Annotated in this window: 17 protein-coding genes and 1 pseudogene; 7 read left to right on the top strand and 11 right to left on the bottom strand. The window is 65.0% G+C overall.

Going from position 1 to position 17406, the window contains the following annotated elements; genetic code table 11:
• Positions 1 to 109 precede the first annotated feature (109 nt).
• Positions 110 to 757 carry a ribonuclease T2 gene (locus QBK88_RS28390; protein WP_277964674.1) on the top strand — a complete coding sequence of 216 codons (648 nt, stop codon included), beginning with the start codon at positions 110 to 112 and terminating at the stop codon, positions 755 to 757.
• On the opposite strand, the gene QBK88_RS28385 is transcribed toward QBK88_RS28390, so the two are convergent.
• Positions 754 to 1647 (bottom strand): hypothetical protein, encoded by an 894-nt coding sequence (locus QBK88_RS28385; RefSeq protein ID WP_277964673.1) that lies wholly within the window; start codon positions 1645 to 1647, stop codon positions 754 to 756. The genes QBK88_RS28390 and QBK88_RS28385 overlap by 4 nt on opposite strands.
• Positions 1648 to 1777: 130 nt before the next feature.
• Between QBK88_RS28385 and QBK88_RS28380 the strand changes: the two genes are divergently transcribed.
• Positions 1778 to 3502, top strand: coding sequence for a phospholipase D-like domain-containing protein (locus QBK88_RS28380; RefSeq protein WP_277964672.1), 1725 nt, complete (start codon positions 1778 to 1780; stop codon positions 3500 to 3502).
• A 14-nt stretch (positions 3503 to 3516) separates the two neighbouring features.
• Here the strand turns inward: QBK88_RS28380 and mapR are convergent, their stop codons facing one another.
• The 5 genes from mapR to QBK88_RS28355 all read right to left on the bottom strand — a co-directional run bounded on the left by mapR (position 3517) and on the right by QBK88_RS28355 (position 8995).
• A complete protein-coding gene (gene mapR / locus QBK88_RS28375; RefSeq protein WP_277964671.1) occupies positions 3517 to 4926 on the bottom strand; it encodes a GntR family transcriptional regulator MpaR in 1410 nt (469 codons plus the stop codon).
• Positions 4927 to 5010: 84 nt separating this feature from the next.
• On the bottom strand, positions 5011 to 5802 hold the full coding sequence (map, locus tag QBK88_RS28370) for a type I methionyl aminopeptidase (RefSeq protein ID WP_268142424.1): 792 nt from the start codon (positions 5800 to 5802) through the stop codon (positions 5011 to 5013).
• A complete protein-coding gene (locus QBK88_RS28365) occupies positions 5799 to 6041 on the bottom strand; it encodes a ParD-like family protein (RefSeq protein WP_268142422.1) in 243 nt (80 codons plus the stop codon). Before QBK88_RS28365 ends, map begins: the two co-directional genes overlap by 4 nt.
• 83 nt (positions 6042 to 6124) lie before the next feature.
• Positions 6125 to 6757 carry a DUF2625 family protein gene (locus QBK88_RS28360; RefSeq protein ID WP_277964670.1) on the bottom strand — a complete coding sequence of 211 codons (633 nt, stop codon included), beginning with the start codon at positions 6755 to 6757 and terminating at the stop codon, positions 6125 to 6127.
• A gap of 117 nt (positions 6758 to 6874) precedes the next feature.
• Positions 6875 to 8995, bottom strand: a complete 2121-nt coding sequence (locus QBK88_RS28355) for a TonB-dependent receptor domain-containing protein (protein WP_277964669.1) — start codon at positions 8993 to 8995, stop codon at positions 6875 to 6877.
• 179 nt (positions 8996 to 9174) lie between these two features.
• On the opposite strand from QBK88_RS28355, the gene QBK88_RS28350 reads away from it, so the two are divergent.
• Positions 9175 to 9882, top strand: coding sequence for a hypothetical protein (locus QBK88_RS28350; RefSeq protein ID WP_277964668.1), 708 nt, complete (start codon positions 9175 to 9177; stop codon positions 9880 to 9882).
• Between the two features lie 3 nt (positions 9883 to 9885).
• On the opposite strand, the gene QBK88_RS28345 is transcribed toward QBK88_RS28350, so the two are convergent.
• Complete coding sequence (locus QBK88_RS28345) at positions 9886 to 10524, bottom strand: TetR/AcrR family transcriptional regulator (RefSeq protein WP_277964667.1); 639 nt, start codon at positions 10522 to 10524, stop codon at positions 9886 to 9888.
• A gap of 62 nt (positions 10525 to 10586) precedes the next feature.
• On the opposite strand from QBK88_RS28345, the pseudogene QBK88_RS28340 reads away from it, so the two are divergent.
• Positions 10587 to 11405, top strand: a pseudogene (locus tag QBK88_RS28340) (DMT family transporter); the annotation flags it as partial.
• 28 nt (positions 11406 to 11433) lie between these two features.
• Here QBK88_RS28340 and QBK88_RS28335 read toward each other — a convergent pair.
• On the bottom strand, positions 11434 to 12210 hold the full coding sequence (locus QBK88_RS28335) for an AraC family transcriptional regulator (RefSeq protein WP_277964666.1): 777 nt from the start codon (positions 12208 to 12210) through the stop codon (positions 11434 to 11436).
• Positions 12211 to 12316: 106 nt separating this feature from the next.
• On the opposite strand from QBK88_RS28335, the gene QBK88_RS28330 reads away from it, so the two are divergent.
• On the top strand, positions 12317 to 13126 hold the full coding sequence (locus QBK88_RS28330) for a sulfite exporter TauE/SafE family protein (RefSeq protein WP_277964665.1): 810 nt from the start codon (positions 12317 to 12319) through the stop codon (positions 13124 to 13126).
• Here QBK88_RS28330 and QBK88_RS28325 read toward each other — a convergent pair.
• The gene (locus QBK88_RS28325; protein WP_277964664.1) at positions 13078 to 13995 is read right to left on the bottom strand and encodes an alpha/beta fold hydrolase; all 918 of its coding nucleotides are present in this window, start codon (positions 13993 to 13995) and stop codon (positions 13078 to 13080) included. The two genes, QBK88_RS28330 and QBK88_RS28325, sit on opposite strands and share 49 nt — an antisense overlap.
• Positions 13996 to 13997: 2 nt before the next feature.
• Positions 13998 to 15074, bottom strand: coding sequence for a sugar phosphate isomerase/epimerase family protein (locus tag QBK88_RS28320; RefSeq protein WP_277964663.1), 1077 nt, complete (start codon positions 15072 to 15074; stop codon positions 13998 to 14000).
• Positions 15075 to 15182: 108 nt separating this feature from the next.
• Here QBK88_RS28320 and QBK88_RS28315 point away from each other — a divergent pair, with 108 nt between their 5' ends.
• Together QBK88_RS28315 and QBK88_RS28310 are read left to right on the top strand one after the other, a co-directional pair.
• Entirely contained in the window at positions 15183 to 15797 is a 615-nt protein-coding gene (locus tag QBK88_RS28315; RefSeq protein ID WP_277964662.1) for a TetR/AcrR family transcriptional regulator, read from the top strand.
• Positions 15798 to 15830: 33 nt separating this feature from the next.
• The gene (locus QBK88_RS28310; RefSeq protein ID WP_277964661.1) at positions 15831 to 16190 is read left to right on the top strand and encodes a YciI family protein; all 360 of its coding nucleotides are present in this window, start codon (positions 15831 to 15833) and stop codon (positions 16188 to 16190) included.
• 3 nt (positions 16191 to 16193) lie between these two features.
• Here the strand turns inward: QBK88_RS28310 and QBK88_RS28305 are convergent, their stop codons facing one another.
• Positions 16194 to 17360: an MFS transporter gene (locus tag QBK88_RS28305; RefSeq protein WP_277964660.1), complete on the bottom strand. Its 1167-nt coding sequence runs from the start codon at positions 17358 to 17360 to the stop codon at positions 16194 to 16196.
• Positions 17361 to 17406 lie beyond the last annotated feature (46 nt).

Here is a 17406-nt window from a genome sequence, read left to right as displayed (position 1 = left end):
GGCTGCCCCGCTACCTCAGACACCCTGCGGGACCGGGCGGCGCGGTGGGGCAGGCTTCAAGGCGAAAGCGGTGGTAGAGTTCGCTGTCATTTTCCCGGGAGGCCGCGCCATGGCTCGTACGCTGTTGATCACCTTGATGCTGTTGTGCAGCCTCGGCACCGCCGATGCACGGCAGAAGAACCAACGCCCGCCGTCGGTCGCGGGCCAGTTCGACTACTACCTGTTGAGCCTGTCATGGTCGCCGACCTTCTGCCTTACCCATGGCAATAACGAGCAGTGCAGCGGCAAGGGGTATGGCTTCGTCCTGCATGGCCTGTGGCCCCAGTACCTCAAGGGCGGCTGGCCGCAGAACTGCGAGCCAGGCACGCCACTGTCAGCCGCCGAGCGCACCCAGGGCGCCGGCCTGTATCCCAGCCGCTCGCTGGTCGAACACGAGTGGAGCAAACACGGGACCTGCAGCGGGCTGAGTGCCACCGCCTATATGGACATCGCCGACCGCGCCCTGGGCCGGGTCAAGGTGCCGGCAGCCCTGCAACCCTCCGAAGGCGCACAGTCATTCGCACCGCAGGAAATCGTCCAGCTGTTTCGCCAGAGCAACCCCGGCATGCCCGAAGATGGCGTGGTGGTGCGCTGCAGCGGCCCGCAGCTGGCCGAGGTGCGGGTGTGCCTGTCCAAGGACCTGGCGTTCACAGCCTGCGGGCGTGGGGTGAAGATGCAGTGCCAGCAGGATCAGGTGCGGGTGCCAGGTATCCGTTAAGGGGCCAGCACGGCCCGCCCTTGGGCAGACTCGAACACGCACCGTACATCGTGGGCACAGCCGGGCACCTCTATCAGCGGTTGGCCCACTGCCTGGGTGAACGCACGGGCGCGTTCCAGCCGGTACGGCCCCTGAGCCATGGCCGCGCAGGAGCGGTCCAGCAGCCGGTACGCCGTGCCCTTGGCGTCACCGGTATCCAGGCTCCCGGCCAGGTAATGAACCTTGGCGCTGGCGTATCGGCGCCAGGCGGCGTCGGCATCACCGGGTAGCCAGGCAGGTAGCCCCTGGGTGCCATATTTCCATTGGTTGACACCTGGGCAATGGGGCACGGCGTAAGGCCGTTCTGCCTTGAAATACAGCCAGGTGCCCGGGTCGGCGACGACGAAGCGCAACCCCGGCTGGGGCGCGGCGAAGGCGATGTAATGCTGAACCATCTGCGCCCCGGCCGAGAATCCTGCCACGGTGATCGTGCGCACCGATGGCCATTGGCGGTGCACCTCGGCGATCAAGGCGTCCATGGCGACAAACGCGTTGACCTGCGGGGCATTGATGGCCGGTTCGCCTTGCATCCAGCCCGAACAGGTCCATACCAGCTCACCGGGCACGGCGCGAGGTTCGTCGCCATGCTGACAGCGGTCGGGGTCATTGGCTTGAAACAGCGGGGCTATCACCACAGCGTCGGGGCTGGCCGCTACACCGGCGTTGAACGTGCGCAGGGCATCATGAGGGAATCCGTGCACCACCACCAGCGCAGACGTCGCCTGGCCATTGCCGGGTTGCGAGCTGTAAAAGTGCAGTGCGCCGGCGCCGGGGCGGGGCGTCACGCTCGACCATTGGCCACACAGGGCAACAGAGGGGAGGGCGAGCAGAAAGAAAAGCCAGCGGCGCATGAGAGGCCCGTTTCAGTGGAGGGCATCACTGTGGCGTATTTGCCCCCACGGGCGCAACGGGGGCAGGTACTTTGCGTTGTAATCCGGATCTGGCAAGCTGCCGTCCCATCACAGTCAAGGAAGCGGTGCCATGCCAGGGGATTTTCAAGTCAGCGGCGATAATGCGGCAGCGCTGTTCACGCTCAAACTGCACCGCAGCGAAGGCATGCTGCTGTTGGCGATGAACTGGAAAGACGGCCCGCCGCCTGCGGATTTCGTCGGTTTCGGTATCGAATACAAGGAGCCGGCAGGTGACCGCTTCTATGCCCTCAACAACCGCCTGACCTTCGCCACGGCGGATGGCAGTGTGCCCACCACGGCGCTGTCGAGCCTGCTGTCGCCTATCCAGAAATTTCGCTGGGTGCACTTTCCGCGCAACGCCGAGCTGCCCGGCGCGTTCACCTACCGCGTCACACCGGTGTTCATGAATGCCCAGGACCAGCTCAGCTACGGCGAAGCCCAGGTGGGCGACATCGAGCTGCAACGCGACACCTGGCCTGGCCAGCTCAACGTCACCTTCACCCGCGGCTACGTGTCGTCCCAGGCCTTCGTCGAGCGCTATGCCAAGGATGATCGCAACCTGGTGACGTTGTTGCCGCGCAAGGCCGATGACGGCCTGGACTTCGTCCCCACCCACGCCGATGCCCAGGCGGCGCTGCAGTGGATGGGGTTCGAGGCCCGCGAAGCGATTCTGGCGGTGCTGGACCAGGCGGTCAGTGACAGCGATGCTCAGGTGAAGGTCATCGCCTATGACTTGAACGAACCCAACGTGGTCAGCCGCCTGGAGAAGTTGGGCAGCCGTCTGCAGATCATCATCGACGACAGCAGTGGCCACGGCGCCGCCGATTCCGCCGAGAGTCAGGCGGCCGCCCGCCTGGCCCAGGCAGGGGCGACGGTCAAGCGCGAGCACATGGGCAGCCTGCAGCACAACAAGGTCATCCTGCTGGACGGCAGCACGGCGAAAACCGTGGTGTGCGGCTCGACCAACTTCAGCTGGCGCGGTATCTACGTGCAGGCCAACAACGCCCTGGTGCTGCAAGGTGAGACGGCTTTGCAGCTGTTCCAGGCGGCATTCGCCCAGTACTGGGCCAGCCCCTCGGCCCGGGAATTCGGCGCCTTGGCCGTGGCCCAGTGGCACAACCTGGGGCTGGACAACATCGACGCTCAGGTCACGTTTTCGCCCCATGGCCAGGACAACGCGGCGCTGGCGGGAGTGGGCAGCGACATCGCCACCACGGGCTCCAGCCTGCTCTTTTCCCTGGCGTTTCTGTACCAGACCAATGGCCCTATCCAGGCAGCCATCAAACAGGTGGCCGCCAACCCGGCGGTGTTTGTGTATGGCATCTCCGACCGGCAGATGCAGGAAGGCCTGGACGTGCTGCTGCCCGGCGGCGAAAGTGCCATTCTGCATGCCTCGGCCCTCAACAAGCAGGTGCCGGCGCCGTTCCAGGCCGAGCCCACGGGCCTGATCGGTGGCGCGGGGGTGCGCCTGCACCACAAGTTCGTGGTCATCGACTTCGACAAGCCGACGGCGCGGGTGTACATGGGCTCGTACAACTTCGCCGATGCCGCCGACCGCAGCAATGGCGAGAACTTGCTGCTGATCCGGGACCGCCGCGTGGCGGTTGCCTACATGGTGGAAGCCGTGCGCTTGCTGGACCACTACCATTTCCGCGTCGCCCAGGAAAGCGCCGACGCCGGCACCCGCAGCGCCCTGACCCTGCGCCGGCCACCCCGCCAAGCGGGCGAGAGCGCCTGGTGGCAGGAAGACTACAGCGACCTGCGCAAAATCCAGGACCGGGAGTTGTTTGCCTGACCCAGCGGGCTGGGTCAGAACGAGGCCACGATCCGCCCCAGCATCGCCATGGCATCCTCGCTGCGCTTGTCCCACGGGTGCCCATGGTTCAGCCGCGCGCAGTGTGCGAAGCCGCGGGTGGCCGAGAAGATCGGCCCCGGGGCGATGCTGATGCCCTGGGCCAGGGCCAACTGGAACAGTTGCAGCGAGTCCACTTGCCGAGGAAATTCGAACCACAGGAAATAACCGCCGTCGGGCCGGGTGACCCGCGTGGCGTCGGGGAAGTGGCGCGCGGCCGAGGCCAGCATGGCGCTCTGCTGCATTTCCAGGTTGTGCCGCAACTTGCGCAGGTGACGGTCATAGCCGCCGTGCTGCAGGTAGTCGGCGATGGCTGCCTGGGCCGGCACCGATGGCGAGATCGTGGTCATCAGCTTCAATCGGCTGATCTGCTGGGCGAAACGCCCGCCTGCCACCCAGCCCACCCGGTAACCGGGCGCGAGGCTCTTGGAAAACGAGCCGCAGTGCATCACCAGGCCGTCGCGGTCCAGGCGCTTGACCGGCTGCAGGGGCTGCGGGCCGTAATGCAGTTCGCTGTACACGTCATCTTCGATCAATGGCACCTGATGCTGGCGCAGCAGGCTGTACAGGGCTTCCTTGGCGGCCGTGGGCAGGCTCGCGCCCAGCGGGTTCTGCAGGCTGCTCATGAACCAGCAGGCCTTGATGGGCAGGCGTTGCAGGCGGTCGGCCAAGGTGTCCAGGTCGACGCCTTCGCGCGGGTGCACCGGGATTTCCACGGCCTTGAGCTTCAGCCGCTCCAGCACTTGCAGCGTGGCATAGAACGCCGGCGACTCGATGGCCACCAGGTCGCCTGGCTCGGTCACACTTTGCAGGCACAGGTTCAAGGCTTCCAGCGCGCCGTTGGTGATCACCAGCTCGTCCATGGCCAGGTGCACGCCGCTGATCATATAGCGCAAGGCGATTTGCCGGCGCAGGTCAGGGTTGCCGGCTGTCATGTCGGCTATCACCGCCTGGGGCGCCATGTCTCGCACGGTGCGGGCCATGGAGCGGGCCAGCCGCTGCAGGGGGTACAGGTCGGGGCTTGGGAATGCCGACCCGAAGGGCACCGTGCCAGGGTCCTTCAGGGAGCCCAGCACCGAAAACACCAGTTCGCTGACGTCCACTTCGGTGCTGTCGGCCTGGCGGCTGCTGATGGCCGGCTCGGTCAGCGCGCGGGTGGGCTGTTCACGCACGAAGTAGCCCGAGCGTGGCCGTGCCTGAATCAGGCCACGGTCTTCCAGCAGGTAATAGGCCTGGAACACCGTGGACGGGCTGACCACGAAGGTGCGGCTGGCGGTGCGCACCGACGGCACCTTCTCGCCAGCCTTGAGTACGCCCGTGCGGATCATCAGGGCGATTTCGTCAGCAAGCTGTTCGTAGCGTTTCATGGCGGGCCGGCAGGGGAAAGGGGACCTTAGCATGCCGTTGAATCTGCTCGCGTACCAGCGTCAGATTCAGCCTGAAACAGCGGATCAGATGATCGCTTCGTAACCGTCTACCGGCGCAGGCCATGGGGTGAGGATCTGGAAGCCGTCGTCAGTCACCGCCACCATGTGTTCCCACTGTGCCGACAATGACTGGTCACGGGTGATCACTGTCCAGCCATCGGCCAGGGTCTGGGTCTGGCGTTTGCCGGCATTGAGCATGGGCTCCACGGTGAAGATCATGCCCTTGACCAACTTCATGCCCATGCCCCGACTGCCGTAATGCAGCACCTGCGGCTCGTCATGGTAGACCTTGCCGATGCCATGGCCGCAGTATTCGCGCACGACACTGAAGCCTTCGCGGTGGGCCACCGTCTGGATCGCGTGGCCGATGTCGCCCAGGTGCGCACCGGGGCGAACCTGGCGAATGCCGGCACACATGGCTTCATACGTGGTACGTACCAAGCGCTGGGCCTCGTCGCTGGTCTGGCCCACCAGGTACATGCGGCTGGTGTCGCCGAACCAGCCATCCTTGATCACCGCCACATCGATATTGAGGATGTCGCCGTCGGCCAGCACCTTGCCATTGGGAATGCCGTGGCAGATCACGTCATTCACCGAGGCGCAGATGGTCTTGGGGAAACCGTGGTAGCCGACGTTGGCCGGCTTGGCCTTCTGCACGTTGACGATGTAGTCGTGGCAGATGCGGTCCAGCTCATCGGTGGAGACGCCGGGTTTCACGTAGGGGGTGATCATGTGCAGCACGTCGGCGGCCAGCTTGCCGGCGGTGCGCGACAGTTCGATTTCCGCGGGGGTCTTGATCGTTACAGCCTTGCTCATCGTGCAGCCTCCAGGCGTTCGTCCATGCAGGTGGAAACTGTGTGCAGGTCGAAACCGCCGGCCTGTTCGGCGCGAATCAACAATTGCGTCAGTTCATTGTGGGGCAGGTGCGGGTGCAACTCGGCCAGCATGCCGATGCGCATCCAGTGCTCGGCCTGCGCGTTGATGGAGCGGCTGAGTGCGCCGGAAGCCACGCGCAGGTTCTCGTGCATCACATCGGAAATCTTGACGATACCCATCGGCGTTCCATATATGAAGTGTATATGGAACGTATGTTAGCGGGATTGGAAGGCAGAAGGCAAATCAATGCGCCGGGCGCAGGTCATGAGCCTTGGCCAACCGTGAGGTTGTAGTGCTCGGCCACATCGACGGCCGTGCGCCGGCTGGTGGCCACATTGCCTTCTTCGGTCCACAGGAATGGGTAGAAGCTGATGCACTGGTTCGCCGACACCTGGCGCATATCCTGCTGCCAGCTGTCCCACCGCAGCCCCTGGTAAAACTGCGAAAGGCGATCGCTCAGCGCCCAGCCGAGAAAGTCGGTGTAACCGATTTCCAGGGCTTCCCAGGCCAGGGTGTCGGGCGCGTGGTAATACATCGCCCCCAGGTCGCCGCCCAGGGCGCCGCCATTGAGCGCAAAAAAACCACCGGCTGCGTCGTCGGCCACCAGCAGGTAGCCTTCGCCACGTGCCGTGTTCCAGTCCAGCAGGTTGCGCGGTAGCCGGGCATTGCCGCTGCCGAGCAGGCGCAGCCAGCCGTGATCGATCAGCAGCCCGCCGGTATCGTGGGCGATGGCGCCCAGGGTGGAACGCGTCGTGACCTGCAGCCCCAGCAACACCTGGGTGTTGGCGGCTGAAGGCGGTAGCAGTTCGAAAGGGCGCGTTGCCTCCGCCAGCAGGCTGTTGACCACGGGCATGCCGGGGTCGTCGAGGTCGATCAATTCGTCCAGTGGCTTCATGTGCCGCTCCTTGGTGCAAAAGCCCCTAGAGTAATGCCTGTTGCAGGCAGCGCAAGCAGTGCTCCCACAGCCATTCGATCAGGTACACGGCAGCGGCTATGGCCTGGCTGGGTGGGGTCAGCGCAGGCTCCAGGAGACGCCCACGTACACCCCCAGCCCTTCGCCTGGCGTCGAGCGCGCAGCGTCCAGCCCCTTGTCGTCATAACCCGGGGTGACGGTCGCGGCGTAGTGCTGGTTGGTCAGGTTGCGCACATCAACCCACGTCTGCCAGTCGCCCTTCGGGGCGTTGTACCCCAAGGTCGCACCGAACAAGGCGTAAGGGTCGGCGTAATAGCTGTTGGCGTAGTCCACCGCCACCTTGGACACCAGTTGCGTGTTGACCGCGGCGAACACCCCCTGGGGCCAGTCGTAACGCAACTCGCCCTGGTAGTAATGCATGGGCAGGCCCGGCAGGCGGTTGTCACCGAAGCGGTCGTCGTCGCGGTAGTGGAAGTCGCTGAAGGTGTAGGCCTGGCGCAGGCTCAACTGGCCAACGCCAGGTGCAGACCACAGGGTGCTCTGCAGGCTGGCTTCCACCCCTTGGTGCACGGTGGGGCTGGCGTTGAGTTCATAAGGGGTGACGGCGTTGGCGTCGGGCAGCACCGAGAGCAGCTCATGGCGCACCTGGGCGTAGTACCAGGCCAGGCTCCACTGGCCCGCGGGGCTATCGCCCCGGCCGCCGATTTCCAGGGTGGTGGCCGTCTGGTTGCGCAGCTTTACCGGGTCACGCTGGGCGCCGGTGGCCACGCCGCTGGTGAACGTCTGGTTGGAGCTGTAGATCAGCGACCAAGGGTGCGGTGCCTCTACCGAGCGGCTGAGGTTGCCGAACACCTGCACATCCGGCGTCAGCTGGTAGCGCAGGCCCAGGCGCGGGGCGTAGTCCCAGTCATGCAGGCTGGTCTTGCCGCCGCCCTCGGGGTAGGTCACCGCGCTCTCGCGGCGGGTGTAGATGGCGGCCAGGCCCGTGGTCAGCCACAGGTCATCGGCGATTTCCAGGTCGTTGCTGGCGTGCAGCACGGTGTCCGAACCCTGGTAGGTAAAGTCGCGGATGCGTGTGCCGGGCGCGAGGTTTTGCGTGTAATTGACGGGGATGCGCACGAACTCGCTGGCGCCGTCATTGGGCAAGTGCTTGGTGACCCGCAGGCCGATCAGACTGTTGCTTTCCATGCCGAAGAGGGTGTCGCGGCGCTTGTAATCGAACGTGCCGCTGACATCGGTGTACGCCACCTTCAGGCGGTTCGGGCCCTCGCGCAGGTCCATGGGGTAATCGTGGTACACCAGCCCGGTCTGCAGGCTGGAGTCGTCGTCGATGTAGTAGGTGGTCTTGTTACCGATGAAGGTGCTGCCGGGTTCGTCGCGCTGATAATCGCGGGCCTGGTAAGTGGGGTTGGCCGCCTGGGCATCGTGTTCGATGGAGTGCTTGGTGACCCGCCCGGCCAACTCGTTGTCGGTTTCGCGGTGGCGGAAATAGAAACGGGTTTCCAGGTTGGGGTTGAGACGATAGCCGAAGTTGGCGATGACCCCCTGGCTGGTGCTGGCGGTATGGTCCTGGTAACCATCGGATCGAGCATCGGTGACCGCCACGTAGTAGTCGAAATTCCCCAGTACCTGGCCAGAGCTGACCTGGCGCTGACGGTAGCCGTGGCTGCCCATGGCGTAGCGAAGTTGCAGCAGCGGCGCGTCATGGCCGGTATGGCTGACGTAGTCGATGGCGCCGCCCAGGGCCAGGCCGCCACGGTCAAAGCCGTTGGCGCCACGCATCACGTCCACGTGGTCCAGCCACAGCGGTTCCAGCAGTTCATAAGGTGTACCGCCCGGCCCGGTCAGGGGCAGGCCGTCGAGCATGGCATACAGCCCCGAGGCATGGGCGCCGGGGGCGCGGTTGATGCCCGAACCACGAATGGAAATCTTCACGCCTTCGTTGCCGGCGGACTGGGCGTATACCCCCGGCTGATACGCCAGCACATCCTGGTTGCTGGCGACGCGGCCCTGCAGCGGGCGGCGCATGTCCACCACGTTGGTGCCGCCGGGCACCTGAGCCTGACGCGATTCGGCGTCGGTTACGGCTTGGTCTTCGCCGCTCAGGTCCTGGTCCCGGATGACGACCTGGCCCAGTTCGAGGTCCTGTGCCTCGGCCGCGGTCGGGCAGACAAGGGCCAGGCCCAGCAGGGCAGTGGGCAGGGATTTCGGCGCGGGCATCAGTGACTCCAGGCAAGAAGGACAGGCAATGAGAGGTGCGACGCAGAAAACAACGAACGGAACACATGGCAATTTGGCTTTTTTGCCACCGGGCGCAGATACGTCGTGCCATTACCCTTCAAGTTGTCTGTATCCATGCCGATACAAAGCTTGACCCACCATCATCAGGGAATGATGCAATGAATATCCTTTCAAGCACTGCCGTCTCGTCAATCGCCACCACGCTGACGGTGGCGGCCCAGCCGCTGACTGCCCAGGCGACCAGCAACGCGACCACCGCGGCCATGGCCGCTACCGTCGCCAACACACCGGCCGCGGTCTATTACCCCAGTGAACCGGCCCAGTCCGAGGTGGCAAGCGAGCCCGTGGAGGCCATCGAGACCTGGATCGGCCGTGGGCTGTCAGCGAACTTTCCTCAGGCGGCGGCCCTTCATTCGGCCAACCACGACACCCTGAAAAGCGCGTTCGCTACCTTCCAGTCCACCCTGGCCAAGACATACCCGGCCCTGGCCAGCCAACCGTTTGGTTTCACGGTTGATACCGATGGCAACCTGCAGGCCTTCGGTACCGCGGGCAGCTTGAGCGCCGCCGACCTGGGCAAGCTGAATACGCTGCTCAACGCCTCCAGCGACCTGAAAACCGCCGCAGTCAATTATCGCGATTCGGCGATCGAACTGGTGGCCGCTGACTCGCCCTGGGCGGGCAACTACATGGGCGGGTACAACCTGACCAAGGACAACTTTTCCAAGACCATCGACCTGGCGCAGCTGTTCGCCCCGACCTGGCCCGCGCCGCTCGGAGGCTCGTTCTACCACCAGTTGGCGACCAAGGGCGAGCCCATGACCCAGGCGAGCGAAGCGGCGATGCTGGCGGCCCGGGGGCAGTAACGTTCAGAGGGCTTGCGGCGGGCCTGATGGGCGGTGGGGTTGCGCTTCACCGTCCCGGCTTGCCAACGCAGCAAAAGCAAACTGCATGAAGCGCTCGAACGCCTGGTTGTTACCGTCCACTTTCATGCGGATCAACGCCCCTTCATAGGCTTCGATCAGAAAGGCGGCGGCCTCGGCGGCATTCACGTGCGCGCCGATTTCCCCCGCCGCCTGGGCTTCGGTCAGCACCGCCTGAATCTGCGCCTGCCAGCGCCCGAATACCTCGGCCAGCCGCTGGCGGAAGGCCGGGCTACGGGCGGGGGCCAGTTGCCCGAATACGCCGTACAGACAACCGCCCATGGGCTGTTCCGCCAGGTGGAGCGGGCCGGCTTCGGCGAAATAGCCTTTCAGGCGCTGCAGTGGGCTGACGTGGGTGTTGCCAAAGTGGCTGGCGCGTACGTGACCGTAATGGGCCTCGTAAGCGTCGAGCACCGCACTGGCAAAGGCCTCCTTGCTTTTGAAGAAATAATAGAACGAGCCCTTGGGCACGCCGGCGGCGTCCAGTATGGCGTTCAGGCCGATGCCGTCGTAGCCGTTGATGACCATCGATTTCAGGCCTTCGGCTACCAGCCTTGCACGGGTGCTGTGATTTTCTTTGCTCATGGGATAGTAGACCAGTTAACTACCTGCAACTCTAGCCCTCATCGCCTTCACCGGCAAGTCACATGAAGGAACTACCCATGCGCCAACGCCTTTACCTGGGCGCCGTATTCGCCTGTGTCAGCTATGCCCTGTACTCGGTGCATTTCGCCACGGTGAAATGGCTCAGCGCCGACTACTCGTTGTGGCAACTGGTGTTCCTGCGCAGCGCCGTGGTGCTGCTTATCACGTTGCTGTTCAGCCGGCGTGGCACGGTTGCCGCGGCGGTCGCCAGCCCGGGGCGTGGGGCGATGCTGTTCAGGGGCGGCCTGCAATTCGCGGCCATGGCCTGTTTTTTTCTGGCGGCGCGGCAGATGTCGCTGTCGGCGGTGATGACGCTGTATTGCACGGCGCCACTGATCATCGCGGTGCTGGCCGTGTTCATGCTGGGCGAGGTCATTCGTGGCTACCGCTGGCTGGCGTTAGCCGTTGGGGCGGCGGGCAGTGTCATCGCCGCCAACCCGGGTGGGGCCATCAGCCCGCTGCCCACGGTGCTGGCGCTGGCCTCGGCACTGTTCTGGGCCCTGACCATTATCTACACCCGGCGCAGCGGCGGCCGCGACAGTGCCGCGGTGCAGGTGTTGGTCACGAGCGTGGTGTTCCTGGCGTTCAGTGCCGGGTTGATGCACTGGCAAACGCCGGGAACTGCGGCGCAATGGGGCCTGATGGTCGCGCTGGGCGTGCAGGTCTACCTGGCCCAATACTGCTTTTTCGAGGCTTGTCGCCATGCGCCGGCATCGCTGGTGGGGCCTCTGGAATACACCAGCGTGGCCTGGTCATGCTTGCTGGGTTACCTGGTCTTCGCCGACGTGCCGACGTTGCCGGTCGTGGTGGGCGCCCTCATGGTGTGCGCCAGCGGCATTGCGCTGACGCTCAACCCCGGTCGTCCTTCATCAAGTACGTACTGGGCGCGCACCCCAGGCGACGCTGGAACATGCTCGAAAACGCACTCGGGCTCTCATACCCCAGTTCCAGCGCCACCCGGGTCACCGGGGTGCCGGCCGCCAGGCGCGTGACGGCGGCCAGCAGGCAGGCCTGCTGGCGCCATTCGCCGAACGACAGCCCGGTGTGCTGGCGAAACAGCCGGCTGAAGGTGCGTGGGCTGCAGTGCAAGGCCTCGGCCCAGGCATCGGCGGGTTGGCCAATGCCTGGGGCGGCCAGAAAGTCACGGCACAGCGCTGCCAGGCGCGGTTCGCGGGGCAGGGGGGCGAACAGCGGCAGGCAGGTGGCCTTGCGCAGTTCATGAACGATCAGGTGCACCAGGTGGCCGTCGCGCCCTTGTTCGTCGTACCGGGCCGGCACATCGGCGCTGGCCAGCAGCAAATGGTGCAGCAAGGGGGACACCACCAGCGCCTGGCATTGCCCGTTGTCACGCACCTCAAGCGCAGGCTCCAGGTACAGGCTGCGGGTGCTGACCCCGCACATCACCACGCGGTGGCGTTTGCCGGCGGGAATCCATACGCCGCTGTAGGGCGGAATCACCCAGGCGCCGTCATCGGTTTCCACCTCCATCAGGCCACTGATGCCGTAGAGGAACTGCGCCCGTCGGTGCACATGGGCGCTGAGCACCGTGCCGGGGGTGTAGTCGGTACCGATGGCCAGGACGGCACGGTCAGTTGCGTCGACGGTTGCGAGGGGGACGTTGAGCATGGTGCAGAGCCATTGGCCGAAATTCGATGATTATTGGCTAACCCACGCAAGCTGGCCAGCACCCTTTTCCTTAAAGTCACCAGGCTGGTTTCTGAAGGAGGTGCGTATGTTCTGGTATGCGTTGGGGGCTTTTGGTGTGCTGGCCGGCATGACCACGGTGTTGTTCGGGTTTGGCGGCGGCTTCGTCGCCGTACCGTTGCTGTATGGGTTGATCAGGGCCAGTCAGCCCCCTGGCACTCCCCTGGTGGAAGCCGCGATGCAAGTCGCGGTAGCCACGTCCACGGCCGCGATGATCTTCGGGGCGGGATTGGCAACCTGGCGGCGCGCGCGCGTGGGCGCACTGCCTTGGGCCATGGTCAGGCCGTTGCTGGGGTATGTAGCGCTGGGCGCGGTGGCGGGCGCCGCGCTGGCCACCGTGGTCAGCGGCGCCTGGGTGCGCTGGGCGTTCATTGCCTACCTGAGCATGACGCTCGTCGATGCCGTGTTCCGGCCCGGTTTCCTGGGCGAACCGGTGGGCACCTTGCGCCCCTTGGGCCGTGCCCACAGTGCTGTGGCGGGCACCAGCATCGGTGCCATCGCCGCGTTCCTGGGGGTGGGCGGCAGTGTCATGAGTGTGCCGCTGATGCGCCGTCGCGGGGCGAGCATGGCCACGGCCACGGCGCTGGCCAACCCGCTGTCGTTGCCCATGGCAGTGGCGGGCACCCTGGTCTACAGCGCCCTGGCCTGGGGCCACGATAGCCTGGGTCGCGGTTTCGCAGGCTATGTCGACCTGCCGGCCCTGGCGTTGCTGGTGGCCGGGGCGTGGTGCGGGATAGCCTTGGCCGGGCCGCTGGTGGGGCGCATCAGCGACACGGTGCACGCCAGAAGTTACCTGGTATTGCTGGGCGTGGTACTGGTGGTGATGGTGTTGGCCTGAAGGAAGTCCAGCAGTTGGCCGTTGAAGGCCTCGGGTGCTTCTTCCATGACAAAGTGCCCGCTGCCCGCGATGAGTGCGCCGCGCAGGTTCTGCGCGTGGGGCTTGAGGGTCTGCACGGGGGCGTCGCCGGTGGCGTGTTCGGCACCTATCGCCAGTACCGGCATGTTCAGCGGGCGCAGGGCGCGCAGGCGGTTCTGGCGGATGGTTTCGGGTATCGCCCGGTAATAGGCAAAGCCACCTCGCAGGCCGCCAGGCGCCGAATAGGCACGGATGTAGGTATCGGCATCCACCGCGTGGCGCCTGAACGCCCAGCGGTCGAACATGAAGTTCAGGTACGCGCCTTCCTTGCCGGCAATCAACAGTTCCGGGAGGTCCTGTACCTGATTGAAGAGAAAGTGCCACACGAAGATATTCTCCTCGGGCGCGACGAAAATGGAGGGGGCGTCGGCCAGGCCGGGTATCACCGCTTCGGTCACCGCAAGGGTGAGTACCGCGTCAGGCAGATCGCTGGCCAGGGCGTAGGCGATCCACATGCCCACATCATGGCCCACCAGGTGGTAGCGCTCATGGCCCAGTTGCAGCATGCACTGGTGCAGGCGGCGCGCCACACAGCCGGTGTCATAGCCCTGTTCAGGGCGGTCCGAGTCACCCAACCCCGGTGGGTCGACGGCAATCGCCAGGTAGCCCTGGTCGGCCAGGGCTTGCATCACATGGCGCCAGGCATGCCAGGTCTGCGGCCAGCCCGGAATCAGCAGCACGGGCGTGCCGCTACCGGCCATCACGCAATGAATCCGCACACCTTCGGCACGTACGTAGTGGTGGGTGAAATCGCTCTGGCGCGATTGGACAAGGTCAACGGCCTGGTTCATGTTCATGCATTCCTTTGATCTGCGGGGGCGATGCCGAGCATTGCCTGAATGTGCGAAGGGCTGAGCGTCGCGCCGGCGAAATCGTCGAACACGCGGTCGGTGACCTGGATGATGTGCTGGTTGATGAAGGCCACGCCCTCGCCGGCACCGTCCTCCTGGTTCTTCAGGCAGCATTCCCATTCCAGCGTTGCCCACCCTGGATAGTCGTATTGGGCCAATTTGGCGAAGATGGCCTTGAAGTTCACCTGGCCATCGCCCAGGGAACGAAACCGCCCGGCGCGGTCGGCCCAGTCGCTGTAACCGCCATAGATGCCTTGGCGGCCGGTGGGGTTGAACTCGGCATCCTTGACGTGAAACATGCGGATGAATTCGTGGTACAGGTCCAGGTAATGCAGATAGTCCAGTTGTTGCAGGACGAAATGGCTGGGGTCGAACAGTAGGTTGCAGCGTGGGTGGTGATCCACCAGGTGGTAAAAGCGTTCGAAACTGGTGCCGTCGTGCAGGTCTTCGGCGGGGTGTATTTCGTAGCACAGGTTGATGTCCAGGTCATCGCACAGGTCCAGGATGGGCCGCCAGCGCTTGGCCAGCTCCTGAAAGGCGGCATCGACCAGGCCCTCTGGCCGTTGGGGAAACGGAAATAGGTACGGCCACGCCAACGAACCGGAAAACGTGCCCAGGTCGGTCAAGCCCAGGCGGGCGCTGGCCCGCACTGCCAGTTTCATCTGTTCAGCCGCCCACTCGGCCCGCGCCTGCGGCCGGCGCAGTAGCGCTGGGGGCGTGAAGGCATCCCACAGGGTGTCGTAGGCCGGGTGCACAGCCACCAGTTGGCCGTAGATATGCGAGGTCAGTTCGCTGATCACCAGGCCGTGTTCGGCCAGCTCACCCTTGACTTCGTCACAGTAGGCCTGGCTGTTCGCGGCCAGCGTCACGTCGAACAAGCGGGCGTCCCAGGCCGGGATCTGCACTGCCTTGAAACCATGGCCCGCTGCCCACGCGCCGATGTGCGGCAGGCTGTCGAAGGGGGGTTGGTCGTGGCTGAACTGGGCCAGGTGCAGGCTCGGTCCTTTGAGGGTTTTCATCAGTGACATCCTATTGTTTGTCGATCGACAAAGAATAGAGTTGTCCGGTTGCAGCCGTCAAGACGATGTGCGTTAAACTGCGCGCTTTTGATGTACAGGCGTAATCAGATGGCAGGGCGACCACGGGAATTCGACACGCAGCAGGCCTTGACCCAAGCCATGTTGCTGTTCTGGGAGCATGGCTACGAAGGCACGTCCATGTCAGCGCTGGTGTCCACGCTGGGCATCGCATCGGCACGTTTGTACGCCGCGTTCGGCAGCAAGCAGCAATTGTTCGAGGCCGCGGTGGCGTTGTACGAAGCCGGCGAGGGTGGCTTCGCCGACCGCGCGCTGGGCCAGGCCGATATTGGCGCGGCCATGGGCCAGATGCTCACCGCGGCCGTGAACACCTACACCCACGAAGGGCGGCCACGCGGCTGCCTGGTGGTCAGTGCTGCCCCGGGAGTGTCGCCGGAGAATATCGGTGTGCTGACGTGGCTGGCAGGGCACCGGCGCGAGCGTACCCGGCAGGTTGTCGAGCGCTTACAGGCGGCCAAGGACCAAGGGCAACTGCGCCCTGACGTGAACGTGCAGGCGCTGGGGGATTTCTATGCCACTTTCCTGCACGGCATCTCCGTGCAGGCCCGGGATGGGGTGCCGCGGGCACAACTGCTGCAGGCGGTGGATCATGCCTTGACGGTACTGTCGGCCGCCGCGCAACCGGGCGGCGAACGGCTACAGTGAAGGAACCATTCCCCCTGAGTGTGGAGGCCTGCGATGCGCGTCATGGTGCTGGTGAAAGCCACTGAAGAAAGCGAGAAGGGCGACTTGCCCTCCAGCGAATTGCTGGAGGCCATGGGCAAATTCAACGAGGAGTTGGTCGCGGCGGGTATTCTGAGGGCTGCCGATGGGCTGAAGCCGTCCTCGCAGGGCAAACGGGTTGCCTTCGATGGCCCGGCGCGCTCGGTGGTCGACGGGCCCTTCGCCGCCACCCGCGAGCTGGTCGCGGGGTTCTGGCTGTGGGAAGTTGAAGACATGGACGAGGCCATCGCCTGGGTCAAGCGCTGCCCCAATCCGATGCCCGGGCCCAGCGAGATCGAAATTCGCCCGCTCTACGAGATGGCGGATTTCGAGTGAAACCTACTCGGCAACCGCAAGGCGAGCAGCGGGGCGCACGCGCAGTGCCAGCACCATCACCAGGCCCAGCACGCCCATCATCGCGCCTGCCACGGCGATGGCAGGGTAGCCCAGCCCGGCGTTGATCACCGCGCCACCCAGCGCCGCGCCGATGGCGTTGCCCAGGTTGAAGGCGCCGATGTTCACCGCCGACGCCAGGTTGGGGGCGTCCTTGGCCGCTTCCATCACCCGCATCTGCAGCGGCGGCACCAGGGCGAAGCTGGCCGCACCCCACACCAGTATCGCCAGGGCGGCGGGGATGGGCCAACGCATCAGCACGGTGAACGCCGCCAGCACCACGATCAGTACCGTCAGCGAGAGCATCAGGGTGCGGTCCACGGAGCGGTCCGCCGCCTTGCCGCCCCAGATATTGCCCAGGGTCAGGCCGATACCGAACAGCACCAGCATGCCGGTGATGAAATTGGTGGACGCATGGGTGGCGTCGCGCAGGATCGGCGCGATGTACGTGAATACGGTGAACATCGCGCTTGAGCCCACCACGGTCAGTGCCAGCGCCGACAATACCGGGCCACGGCCAAGCACCTTGATTTCCGCCAGCAGGCCATCGCTTTTTTCCGCGGGAATGTCAGGCAATGCCAGCCACAGCGAGGCCATGGCCACCGCGCCCAGACCGGCGATGCCCCAGAACGCGGTACGCCAGCCGAATGTTTCGCCAAACCAGGTGGCCAATGGCACGCCACCAATGGTCGCCACCGTCAGCCCCATGAACATCGCGGCCACGGCGCCGGCGCGCTTGTCCGGCGGTACCACGCTGGCCGCCACGATCGAACCGATGCCGAAGAAGGCGCCGTGATTCAACGAGGTCACCACCCGCGCGAACAGCAGGGTCTGGTAGTCGGTGGCCAGGGCAGACAGCAGGTTGCCCAGGGTAAAGATGGCCATCAGGCCGATCAGCAAGTAGCGGCGCGGTACCCGCGCAGTGGTCAGGGTCATGATCGGCGCACCGATCAGCACGCCCAGGGCGTAGGCGCTGACCAGCAAGCCGGCGGTGGGGATCGATACGCCAAGGTCAGCGGCGATGCCGGGCAGCATGCCCATGGGCGCGAACTCGGTGACACCAATACCAAAAGCGCCAGCGGCGAGCGCCAAGAGGGGTGGGTTGATACGCATAGTAGCTCCTTATCTGTGAGGCAAATGCTACAATCGCCCCTCTGGC

This window comes from Pseudomonas sp. RIT-To-2, from assembly GCF_029623465.1.
Lineage (GTDB): Bacteria > Pseudomonadota > Gammaproteobacteria > Pseudomonadales > Pseudomonadaceae > Aquipseudomonas > Aquipseudomonas silvicola.
Note: the sequence above shows the minus strand (reverse complement) of the source record. Positions and strands in the feature narration are given on the sequence as shown.